Annotated in this window: 10 protein-coding genes and 1 pseudogene; 8 read left to right on the top strand and 3 right to left on the bottom strand. The window is 38.3% G+C overall.

Features of this window, described 5'->3' with window-relative positions; genetic code table 11:
- The first annotated feature begins 126 nt into the window (after window positions 1–126).
- On the top strand, window positions 127–657 hold the full coding sequence (locus FPQ13_RS08720; protein ID WP_144088955.1) for a hypothetical protein: 531 nt from the start codon (window positions 127–129) through the stop codon (window positions 655–657).
- Window positions 658–1071: 414 nt separating this feature from the next.
- On the top strand, window positions 1072–1254 hold the full coding sequence (locus tag FPQ13_RS08715; RefSeq protein ID WP_144088954.1) for an SE1832 family protein: 183 nt from the start codon (window positions 1072–1074) through the stop codon (window positions 1252–1254).
- Between the two features lie 63 nt (window positions 1255–1317).
- Here FPQ13_RS08715 and FPQ13_RS08710 read toward each other — a convergent pair whose 3' ends face one another.
- On the bottom strand, window positions 1318–2079 hold the full coding sequence (locus FPQ13_RS08710) for a zinc ribbon domain-containing protein (RefSeq protein WP_186279621.1): 762 nt from the start codon (window positions 2077–2079) through the stop codon (window positions 1318–1320).
- A gap of 177 nt (window positions 2080–2256) precedes the next feature.
- Window positions 2257–3824, bottom strand: a pseudogene (locus FPQ13_RS08705) (FMN-binding glutamate synthase family protein).
- 121 nt (window positions 3825–3945) lie between these two features.
- On the opposite strand from FPQ13_RS08705, the gene FPQ13_RS08700 reads away from it, so the two are divergent.
- The gene (locus tag FPQ13_RS08700) at window positions 3946–5748 is read left to right on the top strand and encodes a cation:proton antiporter (protein ID WP_144088952.1); all 1803 of its coding nucleotides are present in this window, start codon (window positions 3946–3948) and stop codon (window positions 5746–5748) included.
- Between the two features lie 394 nt (window positions 5749–6142).
- Here the strand turns inward: FPQ13_RS08700 and FPQ13_RS08695 are convergent, their stop codons facing one another.
- Complete coding sequence (locus FPQ13_RS08695) at window positions 6143–6484, bottom strand: hypothetical protein (protein WP_144088951.1); 342 nt, start codon at window positions 6482–6484, stop codon at window positions 6143–6145.
- 1024 nt (window positions 6485–7508) lie between these two features.
- On the opposite strand from FPQ13_RS08695, the gene FPQ13_RS08690 reads away from it, so the two are divergent.
- The 5 genes from FPQ13_RS08690 (at window position 7509) to FPQ13_RS08670 (ending at window position 13134) form a co-directional block, all read left to right on the top strand.
- Window positions 7509–8117 carry a TRAP transporter small permease gene (locus FPQ13_RS08690; protein WP_342778586.1) on the top strand — a complete coding sequence of 203 codons (609 nt, stop codon included), beginning with the start codon at window positions 7509–7511 and terminating at the stop codon, window positions 8115–8117.
- A gap of 35 nt (window positions 8118–8152) precedes the next feature.
- Window positions 8153–9427 carry a TRAP transporter large permease gene (locus FPQ13_RS08685; RefSeq protein ID WP_144088950.1) on the top strand — a complete coding sequence of 425 codons (1275 nt, stop codon included), beginning with the start codon at window positions 8153–8155 and terminating at the stop codon, window positions 9425–9427.
- Window positions 9428–9479: 52 nt separating this feature from the next.
- Complete coding sequence (dctP, locus tag FPQ13_RS08680) at window positions 9480–10619, top strand: TRAP transporter substrate-binding protein DctP (protein ID WP_144088949.1); 1140 nt, start codon at window positions 9480–9482, stop codon at window positions 10617–10619.
- Window positions 10620–10876: 257 nt separating this feature from the next.
- A complete protein-coding gene (locus tag FPQ13_RS08675) occupies window positions 10877–11707 on the top strand; it encodes a TerC family protein (RefSeq protein WP_144088948.1) in 831 nt (276 codons plus the stop codon).
- A 347-nt stretch (window positions 11708–12054) separates the two neighbouring features.
- Window positions 12055–13134, top strand: a complete 1080-nt coding sequence (locus FPQ13_RS08670) for a hypothetical protein (protein WP_144088947.1) — start codon at window positions 12055–12057, stop codon at window positions 13132–13134.
- Window positions 13135–13223 lie beyond the last annotated feature (89 nt).

Here is a 13223-nt window from a genome sequence, read left to right as displayed (position 1 = left end):
CTAGAGAAATCCATATAATACAATAAAGCGAAAAAACCCTTTCTTTAGAAAGAGGATGTATAGTATAATAGTTTTCAGGTAAAGATATAGAGAAAGAAAAGGATTGCGTCACACCGAGGTGAATAAATGAGAGTATTTAGTTGGTGGTTGGTTGTAACGATCATTGTAGTTATTGGTGGACTTGCGAGTTACTTCGTTGTGGAAGCAAACAGCGATGACTCAGTGTTCCGGAGTATCAGTCATACAGGTGCAAACAAAGAACTCTTTAATAATTACGAAGAAGTTTATATCGGTAAAGAGATTAAATGGGACGGAGGAGACTCTCTTCCACTCATCAAAGATATTCAGTTAATTAAGCAAGATGGAGAAGAATTTGACCAGTCGAATAGCTCCATTCAGATTAACCTCTACATAGATGATACTGGCAAAACGAACGTCCATTACCGAGACACTTATGAAAATAAACTATTGAAAGAGTCTTATCAGCCTGTCCAAGATTATCAGATGGATTCAGACCGGTTCACACTTGTTTTCGAGACATCGTTAAAAGACCAAAATTATCAATACCATTTAAAAAAGTTATTAATCACATATATTGATCACGGAAAAGAAAAGCAAACAGAACTACCATTACGTTCTTTTATCTTTAATAATTAATTATACAGACTGCTTCAATGTCTCCACCAATAAGACGGTGGACGATGAAGCAGTTTTTTTATATAAAAATATTCGGAAGATGAACCGAAAATTATTGTCATCTCCCGAACGGTATTGGTTAAAATCTAATCTCTATTCAATTCCTTTTGACATTTCGTGCAAAGCTTACTTTGTATTTCAATTGGTCTTTGTAAGATATTCCCACAGTTCGTGCAAGTATTTAATTGGTCAGGGTTTGTCGGTCCATACTCAACGGAATTCCGAAAATCATCAATCATGTCTTCCACTCCTTTCTGCGAGTAGCATCCTATACACCATCAATAATACCCTCTTTTCCAAAAATTCTAACCTATCATTGAGTTGAGAAATTGTGCTTCCTCTTATACAATGGGAAGGAGAATGGGAGTGAGTAAGATGAAGAAATCAGAACTTGAAACAGAAATCACTCATTTGAAAGCGGATTATATCCGAATTCAAAGTGATCTTGATAAGATGGAGTCCGTTGGAGGGAGTATTACTCCTATTGAAAAAGTGCTCGAAAAAATAGAAATAGAATTAGCCGAAAAGAAAAAACAGTTAAAAGATATGGAAGAATAAATAACGTTTTTGGTATGTAAAAGGACTGAACCATTATTAAATGGATCAGTCCTTTTTTGTGTGCTAAAAAATACTCGTAATATTATTGATGAAGCTAGACACCATCGTTTCGATATAAGTTCTAGCAACGAAGCTTAAAATTAAAACACCGATGAAATAGACTATGAGCAATAAATAAACACGATCGGTTCCACCGCCCTTGTCCTCAACACCATGCTTTGTTAATACAGCTGGTAACATAAATATGACTCCAAGTGTTGCGATGATAAATGCAACGGTTGCCAACCAATTCAGATTCAAAACGGAGAACAATATACCGATTAAGAAAATGGCTGAGAATGGAAATAGATATCCACCGTATTGAGCGGTCAATGCTCGTAAATCTTTTATTTCACCAGAAATCTTAGCTAATATAAAGATAAGCAAAATCATAATAATTTGTAGCGCATAAAACCCAACAAACGGTAAGATGAAATAATCAAAAAAGCTGACTTCCACACTTTGACCAAGTACATTGCCTAATCCAAGGTCATTGAATGAGTTTTGCAAATTAGAAGAAATGCTTTTCATAGAGTAATAGATATAACCTGCAATCAGTAAAGAATAGATCGCAATGGAAATCAAACCAATTGCTAAATGATTCGGTGTTAAATGTTTACTGGCAGACGGCTGTCTAAAAATTTTCTTTAGAACACCGTAAACATTCTCGCTAGGTAATGCTTCATCCGAATGAATCGTAATGATTGAAGCTTCGATATTCTCACCACAGTTAGGGCAAAACTGTACATCATCTTCAATAAAGGTGCCACAAGATGGACAACGCATAAAAAAACTCCTTTCTATCCTACACATCACTTGTAACTATCATATAAGAAAAGAAGTACAGAACACAATCAATCAATAAGTATTTACAAAAAAGATTCCGGTGCTAAGAACTGATCTAGCGAACTCCCTAACCCGGAATCTATTCAATCATTCGTTGTAAGAATGCTCATTAGCAATTTATGGTTGGTTGGTCTTCAAGTGATTATCGTAGGTGACATCATATAAGTCCTTGTAAGCAACATGCTCATCCCTGAATTCAGATGGAGACTCCAAGCCTGCTGCCGCTGCTAAATTAAATAGTCCTTCACGCATGGCAATAACGAAATTGGTAACACGATAAGACTTCTCGTCAATGTCTAATGCCCGTTGCAATTTTGGATCTGTCGTCGCCACTCCGACAGGGCATTCATTCGTGTGACATACTTGTGCCATAATACAACCGACAGTCACCATAAAGGCTCGGGCTACTTGAACGAGATCCGCACCTAATGATAAGGCAATTGCAATTTTATCTGGTGTAATTAACTTCCCAGAAGCTATAATCTTCACACGGTCTCTTACACCCTCGTTTAAGAGTGCTTGATGCAAAATCGGCAATGCTGCCTTTAATGGCAATCCAACACTATCGGCAAGCTCTTGATACGTAGCCCCCGTTCCGCCTTCACCGCCATCGACGGTAATGAAGTCTGGGTGTTTATTAGTCTCCTTAATCGTTTTAGCCAAATCTTCGACGTATTTTTCTTGCCCGACGACGATCTTCATTCCAACAGGTAAACCGGTCGCTTCTCGAATATCAGTAATGAAATCAAGAAGTGTATGCACATCGTCAAATTCGTTAAATCGGTTTGGACTGTTAATCGTTTTATACGGTTCGACGTTACGGATATTAGCAATTTCGGGGGTGACTTTATCACCTTCAACGTGACCGCCTCGAAGTTTTGCACCTTGTGCCAACTTTAATTCGAACTCACTTGTTCAATCTCTGCTTTCTTCTTTAATTCTTCCCACGAAAACTCACCCGCCTCCGTACGAACACCGAACAAACCAGGCCCGATTTGCATGATGAGATCAACATCACCTTTTAAATGATGATTTGAAAGTCCGCCCTCACCCGTATTCATCCATGTACCGGTAGCGCGGCCAAGTCCAATCGATAATGCGGTGATGGCACGTTCTCCAAGCGCTCCATAGCTCATCGCGGACATGCCAATATGACCTTTTACATGAAACGGGTTTGGTGTATCTTCACCAATGACGACTTCATATTCTTCCTCAAGTAAAAAAGGTTCCATCATTTTATCTTCTCGGTGCTCTTTTCTACCGATCAACGAATCCTTATCAATTTGGTAAACGAATGAGCTGATTTGAGGACTTTCTCCAAGTGCTAATTCCTCTACTTGTTTAGGAAACATCGAATTTTTCACGTAATAGCCGGGCTCTTCAAAATCTCTGAGTGAACCGTAGCCAATTAATCGGTGACCATATTTTGCGGGGATGATAATATCATGATAATCCTTTCGTGAAAAAGGCTTACCTTCTGTATCATCTCGGAAAAAGTATTGTCTTAACTCCGGTCCGATCTTTTCAAACATATATCGAATGCGACCAAGTACCGGATAATTCCGAAGTACGGAATGTCTTTTTTGGTTACGGTCGACAAAGTATGCATACACTACGAAGAACGCAGGCAAAACAAGAACAAATAAAATAATAATTAATAAAATGACGCTCACGATATCCGCCATTGACTACCCCCCTAGTGAATTATATAATTGCTAGCGTATATATAAAAAATATCGTATATATGGGTTATACCACATCTATTAGGGAACTAAGCATACTAGCCCATAAGGAGGGAGGCGCACGATGGACAATTTATTGTTTGAACTAATGCTCATCTTATTTTTAGGCGTTAGCTCGCAGTGGGTCGCATGGCGCTATAGATTACCAGCGATTGTCGTGATGTCTGTTGTTGGTTTACTGGCAGGACCTATTTTTGGAGTCATAAATCCCGAGGAAAACCTCGCAGTTGTCTATGGTCCATTGATTTCCATTGCTGTTGGGATTATCTTATTCGAAGGAAGTCTAGGTTTGGATTTCCGTGAGATTAGAGGAATAGGTAAACCAATCTACCGCATCGTGACAATAGGTGCGTTACTAGCCTGGCTTTTAGGCTCATTAGCCGCACATTACGTCGCAGGACTACCGCTTGCTGTATCTTTCGTAATCGGGGCTATTTTAATTGTTACAGGACCGACAGTTATTTTACCTCTCTTGAGGCAGGCTAAGCTAAAGCCACTTCCTTCTGCAATTCTAAAATGGGAAGGGATTATCGTAGACCCTTTAGGTGCCTTGCTTGCTGTTTTCGCATTTGTATTCATCCAATTCATTACCCTTGACGATGTGACATTCATCACTATTTTATTCTTTATCGGTGGATCGATATTAGCTATTCTGATTGGGATTGGATTTGGTTTAGGCGTTGGTAAATTATTCGAGAATGGTTTGGTACCTGAGTATTTGAAATCTCCATTTGTTTTGTCCAGTGTCGTGACTGCCTTTACAATCAGTGATACGATTATGCACGAAACAGGTTTGCTAGCCGTAACGGTAATGGGTATAACCCTTGCAAATATGAGAATTTCATCTATTGGAGATTTACGTCACTTTAAAGAGAATATATCTATTCTGTTGATCTCTGTGATTTTCATTATGTTAACAGCGTCATTGACAAGAGAAACATTGATTGCCATGTTTGAATGGCCAATCATCTCGTTCGTTTTACTAATGCTTTTTGTCATTCGACCGTTAACGATTTTCATCTCAACAATCGGTACAGGTTTACCGTTTAAAGTAAAATTATTGACAGGTTGGATAGCTCCACGAGGAATTGTCGCCTTGACGGTATCTGGTTACTTTGCTGGAGTTCTAATGCTTGAAGGTTATGAGGAAGCTGAAATGTTAACATCATTAACATTCGGACTTGTGTTTGCGACAGTTATAGCTCACGGTTTTTCCATTGGTTGGCTTTCGAAAAAGTTAAATCTATCTACTGAAAGCACACCAGGAATATTAATGGTTGGATCCAGTAAATTCACGGCCAACTTTGCAAAAGTATTGGATGATTATGAAATACCGGTTATGATCATTGATTCATCATGGAGCAGATTATCACATGCACGAAGACTCGATGTGCCAAACAAACATGGAGAAGTCCTTTCTGAACAAACCGATTATCAGTTAGATATGACTCCATATGAGTATATGATCAGTATGACGGAGTTTGATTCCTACAACACATTAATCAGTACGACATTTAAGCCAGAGTTCGGTCGGGAATTTTTATATCAATTACCGATCCAAATGGACAATGGCGATCGTTTAGATGAAGTCAGTAACCATATAAGCGGAAATATTCTATTTAGTGAACAGGCTAACTGGACAGTACTGAATGAGAAGATCAACCAAGGATTTGTATTTAAGAAAACGAAGGTTACAGAAGAGTATACATTTGAAATGCTGAAAAAAGACTTACATCATGAATCGATTTTATTGGCGATTATTAAAGGGAGTGGGAAGATTAGTTTCTTCTCTCCAAATCGCGAGCCAAAAATCGAATCAAATGATATTGTCATCAGCTTATCAAAACCAAATAATCGACAAGGATAAGTCGAACAGTGTTGAACCAGCTAGCGGACTAAAAGCGGTCCCTAGCTGGTTTTTTCTTGTACTTAAATAGAAAGTCTTGATAGCAACGGGAGCCTTTCTCGACGCGCGAATGAGGTGTGCAGCGGTGTGAATTGTCGTAGAGAGACCGTCTCGATACCTTAATGAGAGCGGAATCAGTTATATTTGTCATCGAGCGTGCATCTCAATACCCGAATGAGGGCTGAATCTTTTCGAATCGTCGTTGAGAACGTGTATCAACACCCGAATGAAGCAGAGGAGCATCGAAACTGTCGTCGAGAACGCGTCTCAACACCCGGAAGAAGTGGAAAAGCATTAAAAACGTCGTTGAGGAATGCTCTCAACGACTGAACAGACTAAATATTAGTTGAAAAGGTCATCGAGAATGCAACTCGACGACCGAAATGATTTGGTTAGTGACTTCTTTGACACTTGGATGGTGTTTGTTGATGACGGCATTCGGGACAAGCACCAAATGTTGATCAACCCTTAGCTGTCGAATAGAGATCCGCTTAGGCGAACGGACACTCGGCACCCTCTGTCCCCCTTTGTCAACGAAATTCACTTCTCTTACCAAAACTTTTGAATCAAGAGATAAGTACACATCATTGGTTCCATGCAATTGAATGACGAATTGGTTTTCAGCAGTCTTTCCTTGAATAGTTGCGATACTTTCCCATTTTCCTTCATCCGCCAAGACTCGTTCATTCACAAACAAGTTCTTAACTGCTTTGACTCCGTTTTCAGTTGAAACCATCGAGCCGTTTGGAATTACTTCGGTATTTACTATGTTTTAACAAAAAATCACCCCCTGCTTGCGGTTACACTATGCAAACAAGGGAAATTCGAAAACAAATGCAGTATATCTAGGTTGTTTAACCAACTTAATTATTTCGGTTCTTCGCTATCAAAATCAATAGAACGACCAAACCACATAAAGAAATAATCCCCGCATACAAGAAACCAATCAGTTCCATATCATGCCTTTGATAATTGAAGTACATGAAGAGAAAAAGAATTGATAAAGAAGCAAACATCCAACTGAGTCGTTTCAACACATATATTCACTCCATCCATAAGTTTTACTTTAATCCAGTAAAATAATACCATGTGCAGTCCAAAAGTCCTCAAGAACAAATATTGACACCTAAATGAGTATGAATCAGTGACTATAGCACTAGAGTGAACCAATCTCAAAATAAAATAATATAGGAGCAATGGATTCGTTCAATCTAGGTACGAACACCCCATAAATAACAAAATATTAAATTTATTAAAATGTTTAGCAGGGATGTTCCTGGTCACCGTCGAATGATACATATAAAAGGACACTATACATTTAATTTAGATAGAACGCTTGAAAAATCACCTATTTATCCTCAGAATTTACATCCAATCTAATGAATCCTCATGACACTTTTCATAAAAATCAATCTAAAAAGATGAAATTATCACCTTAAAACAATGATATGAAGGCTTTCTCATAACAAACTTTGAAAAAGCAATCAACTAGTAAATTTGGAGTATACACGATAATCTGCGCGTATTTTCGATTATATTATAGAAATTTGAATTTTATGTTTACTTCCTCGCAAAATAGGTTATTAAACTATAAAATGTGTGTTTTTTTGGAAGTTGAATAAATCCAGCTAAATCATATACGCTTAAAATAGAAGAAATGAACAGTATAAATTATTTACTAATATATACAGATTCTTTCTTTTCGAGAGGGGGCAAGTTTTTTGGGAAGCTTGAGTAACAATGGCTTTATTCTAGGAATAAGAAAAGTCTTTCATATTATTGATAAAGCAATGATGAAATTAGAGGAGTTTATATTATCCTTCTCGATCATTTTAATTTCGATTATGATCGTCGGTAATGTAATCGCCCGAGAAGTTTTTAATTCAGGAGCTTTTTATTTCGCCTATGAGGTGAGTAAATTTGCCATCATTATAGCAACATTCATGGGAATCGCTTATGCAGCTAGAAAGGGACGGCATATCAGTATGTCTGCTTTTTATGACTTTGCTCCTATGAAGGTTCGTAAAGTGATGATGATCGTGATTAATGCAGTAACTGCAATCGTGATGTTTGTCATGGCGTATTATACTTATAATTTTGTTCTTTTTGAATATAACACTGGGGCTATTACGACTTCGTTGGAAGTCCCTAGATACTTAATGGCTGTATTTATCCCAATCGGCTTTTTGACAGCTGGGATTCAATATATTAGAAACACAATTGTAAACTTCACAGCGAAAGCAAAAGATAAAGTTTATTTAGGAATCGATGCCGTAGATTATAACGATCAAAGAGAGAAAGATCTAAAGGTGGAAGATATATCCATCTAACGTCAAAAATCGATTAGAGTAGAGAGGAAAAATCTATGTTAGCGACATTATTATCTATAATGATTATTCTTTTGCTGTTGAACTTTCCAATGATGATTCCGCTGATCTTGGCACCTGTTGTCATTATGCTTATTTACAATCCGAATTTAAGTATGGATATTCTAATGAAACAGTTAATGACGGGAATAGAATCACCCGTATTGTTATGTGTTCCGTTATTTATTTTCGCTGCGGACATCATGACAGCTGGTAAGACCTCACAGCGTTTATTAGATTTCGTCGGTTCGTTCGTCGGTCACATTCGTGGGGGATATGCCGTAACGACTGCAGCAGCCTGTACAATGTTCGGTGCGATATCAGGTTCAACACAAGCAACAGTGGTCGCCATTGGCCGACCGATGAGAGAAAGATTACTTAAAATGGGGTACAAAGATTCGCAGGCAATGGCCTTAATTATTAACTCCAGTGATGTGGCACTATTGATTCCGCCAAGTGTAGGTATGATTATTTATGCGCTTGCAGCAGGGTCAGTATCAGTTGGGGATTTGTTCATTGCCGGGATTATTCCAGGAGTAATCGTATTTCTGGCATTTGCAATCTATAACATTATTCATGCAAAAGTGAAGAACATTCCACTAGGTGAAAAAGCTAGCTGGAAAGAACGATTTGTTCATTTTAGAAAAGCACTTTTACCGTTAGGATTTCCAATTATTATTGTCGGTGGAATCTACACTGGTATATTTACACCAGTAGAAGCATCAGGTATTTCCGTATTGTATGCAATCATTTTGGAAGTATTGATATTTAAGACGATTAAATGGAGAGAACTTCCTGGAATTTCACTCTCAACAGGTTTAGTTACATCAGCCGTTTTCATTTTGGTTGCTGGTGGACAGCTTTTCACTTGGGTAATCGGTTTTGCGGGAATTCCAAGAATGATTACTGAAGCAGTTCTTGGGACAGATCCGAGTGCGTTATTCGTCCTGTTGATGGTCAGTGTGTTTTTCTTCGTTGGATGTATGTTTGTCGATCCAATCGTAGTTATTTTAGTCTTAACACCAATCTTTGCTCCAGCTGCTGAAGCGGCAGGGGTTGACCTGATTCACCTTGGAATCATAGTTACTTTCCAAGCAGCATTAGGTTCTGCAACACCGCCATTTGGTGTAGATATATTTACCGCAAGTGCGGTATTTAACAAACCTTATCTGGAAGTTATCAAAAGTACACCACCTTATATCGTGATGTTGATCGCAATTGGGTTGTTGTTGGTATTCGTTCCAGAGTTATCATTAATGCTTGTTCCTGAATAAAGTGAACTGTTTTAAGCAGTTCCTTTAAATAATAAATACATTACAGGGGGTAATGAACATTTTTAACAAAAAGTATTTGTTAATGTTAGCATCAATTTTTGCATTAAGCTTACTGCTAGTTGCATGTGGCGGTGGCGATGAAGGAGACTCAGGAAGTGAAGGGTCTGACGAAGAATCAGGTTCTGACGAAGAATCTGACTCAGGTTCAAGCGAAGGAAGTGAAGAGGCTTCTGGAGATTTTGAATCCGATCAGTGGCGCATGGTGACTGAAGAACTTCAAGGCGAAGTACAGTTTGTCTATGCACAAGAATTTGCTAAACGAATCGAAGAAAAAACAGGTGGCGCAATTACAGTTGAAGCGCTTGAATATGGTGCCCTAGGTAGTGAAACAGACCAGGCACAGTTACTACAGCAAGGTGGAGTTGAGCTGGCTGTCATGTCTCCAGGATTTACGGGAGGACAAGTTCCAGACGGTCAAATTTTCTCTATGCACTATTTGTTCCCGACAGATCAAGAGCAAATTCACCAGATTTTAAAGGATAGTGAAGCTCTGAACACAGACCTTCGTGAGAAATATGAAGAGCACAGCATCTCTCCATTAGCATATTGGAGTGAAGGTCAGATGGCATGGACAAGTAACACAGCGATTAAATCCCCATCTGATTGGGAAGGTTTAAACGTTCGTGTACAAGAATCACCTCTAATGCGTGAATCTTATGCTGCGTATGGAGCTACTGTTCAGTCATTGAGCTGGGGTGAGTTATACACAGCATTGGACCGTGAAACGGTTGATGCACAAGAAAACCCGATCTTCTTTATTGAATCTGCAAGCTTTAATGAAGTACAGGATTATATGATGATTTCTGGTCATAACAACTATGTTGCGATGACGACTGCGAATACTGAATGGTATAATGGTCTTGACGATAACGTGAAGGCTGTAGTTGATGAGACAGTAAAAGAATTGCAAGACTGGGTATTCGACGAGCAGAAAAAACAAAACGAAGCTGGGCTTCAAGCGATCAAAGATGAAGGAAGCACTGAGGTCATTGAATTTGATGAAGATCAAATTGCTGAATTCAGAGAAGCTATTCAACCAGTTCATGAGTATTACCGTGAAGAGGTTGAAGGAATCGACCCTGAATTATTCGATAAGCTGAAAAGTGAAATCGAAGAAGTTACAGGTGAGTAAGAAAACCATTGAATTGTATTTGAAATTAATAAAGCTAGCTGTGTGAAATTGCAGCTAGCTTTTAATTTTTGTTCTATAGTTGCTTTTATTAAAATGGTAATTCAAATTTCGACAAAAAAAGTGTATACTCGTTACATGTTATTTTGGATAATCCTACCTTATTCACTCCATCTAAAGAATGTGACTGTTAAACGAAGGAAGGTTTGGGGAAGATAAGGATTAGGAAAAGTGTTAGATGTTGAGGAGTGTTTGTCGAAATGGAATGGGGTTTATTACTAGAATATGGCTGGGTACTCCTCGTCCTAATTGGATTGGAAGGAATTCTCGCAGCAGATAATGCGCTTGTTTTAGCCATTATGGTAAAACATTTGCCTGAAAAAGAACGTAAGAAAGCTTTGTTTTATGGTTTGTTTGGTGCTTTTGTTTTGCGACTAGGCTCTTTGTTTATTATTTCTTTTCTCGTCGATGTATGGCAAATGCAAGCAATTGGTGCAGCCTACTTATTATTTATTGCGCTGAATCACCTGTTTCGGAAATTTGTACTTCATAAAGCAGATGAATCTGCAGAAGACTCAGCCATCAGTAAACCGAAAAAGGGTTCAGGTTTCTGGATGACTGTCGTCAAAGTTGAATTTGCGGATATTGCGTTCGCGATTGATTCAATCTTAGCTGCTGTTGCACTGGCAATGGCTTTGCCGAATACGGATTTACCACAAATTGGTGGAATGGATGGAGGTAAATTTCTTGTCATATTAACTGGTGGACTGATCGGTGTCATTATCATGCGGTTTGCAGCGACTTATTTTGTCAAATTGCTTAATGAACGAACAGGATTAGAAACAGCTGCATTTATTATTGTCGGTTGGGTAGGGGTGAAACTTCTTGTTCTTACCTTAGCTCATGAAGACATTGCGTTAATTCCACATGATTTCGCAGAATCAACGATATGGAAACTGACTTTCTATATTGTGCTCGTGTTGATTGCCTTAATTGGTTGGTTTTCCTCTGGACCTTCAAAGGATGCCGATTCAGATCTATCAAAGGAAGAAAAAGAAGCGTTATCTCAATTGGAAAATAAAGATGAATAAGCAATAGGTTGGGACGAATCAAAGTTATTAACTCAAGAAATACGAATAACCATCTAACTTAGCGTAGGAAATATACGGAGACTTCTACAGGAAAAGCCTAGGTGAGACCCCGCAGTGCGTAGCACGAGGAGGCTCAACAGCTGCCCGTGAAAAGCGAAGTATATTTCCGAAGCGGTATTTCCGCCATACTAAATTAGAATGTTCGTATTTGAGTCAACTTTAAAGATTTTGTCCCAGCCTTTTTTGTTCATATACATGTCCCTCGCCCAATTATCTAAAACCACTTGTCCCATGGTCTTTTTCAAAGCTTAAATTCATACAATAAGGGAGACCGGGAGGATGATGATATGTCTGAACATAAGTATTTTATGGGAGGTACTACTGCAAAAGGATACGTCAATTTTTATGAAAACTTAATCGAACAACTCGATTATGTTCTTTACATCGAAGGTGGGCACACATCGCTTATAAGTCCACTGCTCAAAGATGTTGCTGACCAAATGAAAAACCAATTAAATATAGACTATATTTACAATCATATTCAACAAAACGAGCTTGAAGGAATCGTTTTTACAGAATTGAATGCTGGTATTTTTGATCGTTCAAAAATGAATATTCGCCGGATGAAATGGCCACTTATTAAAGAAAGCCTATTATTCTGCGGAGAGGGATATGACAAAGAAGGATTAATTGAAAAGAAGCAATCTTTAGTAGGATTAGAGAAAGAAATAGAAGAAGTCCACACACTTGCTGTTCAAAGTTTCCAAGAAGCGCTAGCGATTCATCATGAAGTTGAAGGCATTTATGGGCCTTACATGAACTTTGCAGAAGCCAATCGGGCAACAGATCATTTGAAGGTCGAAATATTTGAGAATAATATGTTGAATAAACCGTCAAGCGTACATCATCGCTACTTAGGTGCAGCTACACCAGAAGGACCTGTTGATTTTATTCAAAATTTAACAAACCAAGCAAACCGAAGAATTTTTATGAAAGGCACTTCAGGGTCGGGGAAATCAACCATTCTACGAAAAATTGCTCGCGAAGCGCAAGAGCGCGGATTTGATGTCGAAGTGTATCATTGTGGATTTGATCCGACGAGCTTAGACATGGTAATCCTTCCTGAACTAGGGCTGTCTATATTTGATGCGACCGCTCCACACGAGCATCACCCAAATCTGCTTAAAGATGAAGAATATAATCTATCTGAAAAATTTATGACACAACCAGTATCGAAAAAGGATCAGCAAGCGATTAGTATTTTAAAGATTGACTATCGGTTGAAGGTTGACGAGGCGACAGCTTACTTGAAACAAGTCAATAAACTTCACGAGGAGTTTGAAAAGATCTATCAAGACAATATGATTCCCGAATTTTATAATGTAGCAAAAGAGGAATTATTGAACTGGGTGGATGAAAAAAAGTAACTAAACGAGAAACGAATTGAACGTTAACAGCTAGTTAAAAGATGGTCTCAATCAAATTTTAGAGATCATCTTTTTTTAATGTGAAAAAT

The organism is Allobacillus salarius, from assembly GCF_007559425.1.
Classification (GTDB): Bacteria; Bacillota; Bacilli; order Bacillales; family Alkalibacillaceae; genus Allobacillus; species Allobacillus salarius.
Note: the sequence above shows the minus strand (reverse complement) of the source record. Positions and strands in the feature narration are given on the sequence as shown.

Coding starts and splice junctions, on each gene's coding strand:
- FPQ13_RS08720 (WP_144088955.1), top strand. CDS start 127: ATGAGAGTATTTAGTTGGTGGTTGGTTGTAACGATCATTGTAGTTATT.
- FPQ13_RS08715 (WP_144088954.1), top strand. CDS start 1,072: ATGAAGAAATCAGAACTTGAAACAGAAATCACTCATTTGAAAGCGGAT.
- FPQ13_RS08710 (WP_186279621.1), bottom strand. CDS start 2,079: ATGCGTTGTCCATCTTGTGGCACCTTTATTGAAGATGATGTACAGTTT.
- FPQ13_RS08700 (WP_144088952.1), top strand. CDS start 3,946: ATGGACAATTTATTGTTTGAACTAATGCTCATCTTATTTTTAGGCGTT.
- FPQ13_RS08685 (WP_144088950.1), top strand. CDS start 8,153: ATGTTAGCGACATTATTATCTATAATGATTATTCTTTTGCTGTTGAAC.
- dctP (WP_144088949.1), top strand. CDS start 9,480: ATGAACATTTTTAACAAAAAGTATTTGTTAATGTTAGCATCAATTTTT.
- FPQ13_RS08675 (WP_144088948.1), top strand. CDS start 10,877: ATGGAATGGGGTTTATTACTAGAATATGGCTGGGTACTCCTCGTCCTA.
- FPQ13_RS08670 (WP_144088947.1), top strand. CDS start 12,055: ATGTCTGAACATAAGTATTTTATGGGAGGTACTACTGCAAAAGGATAC.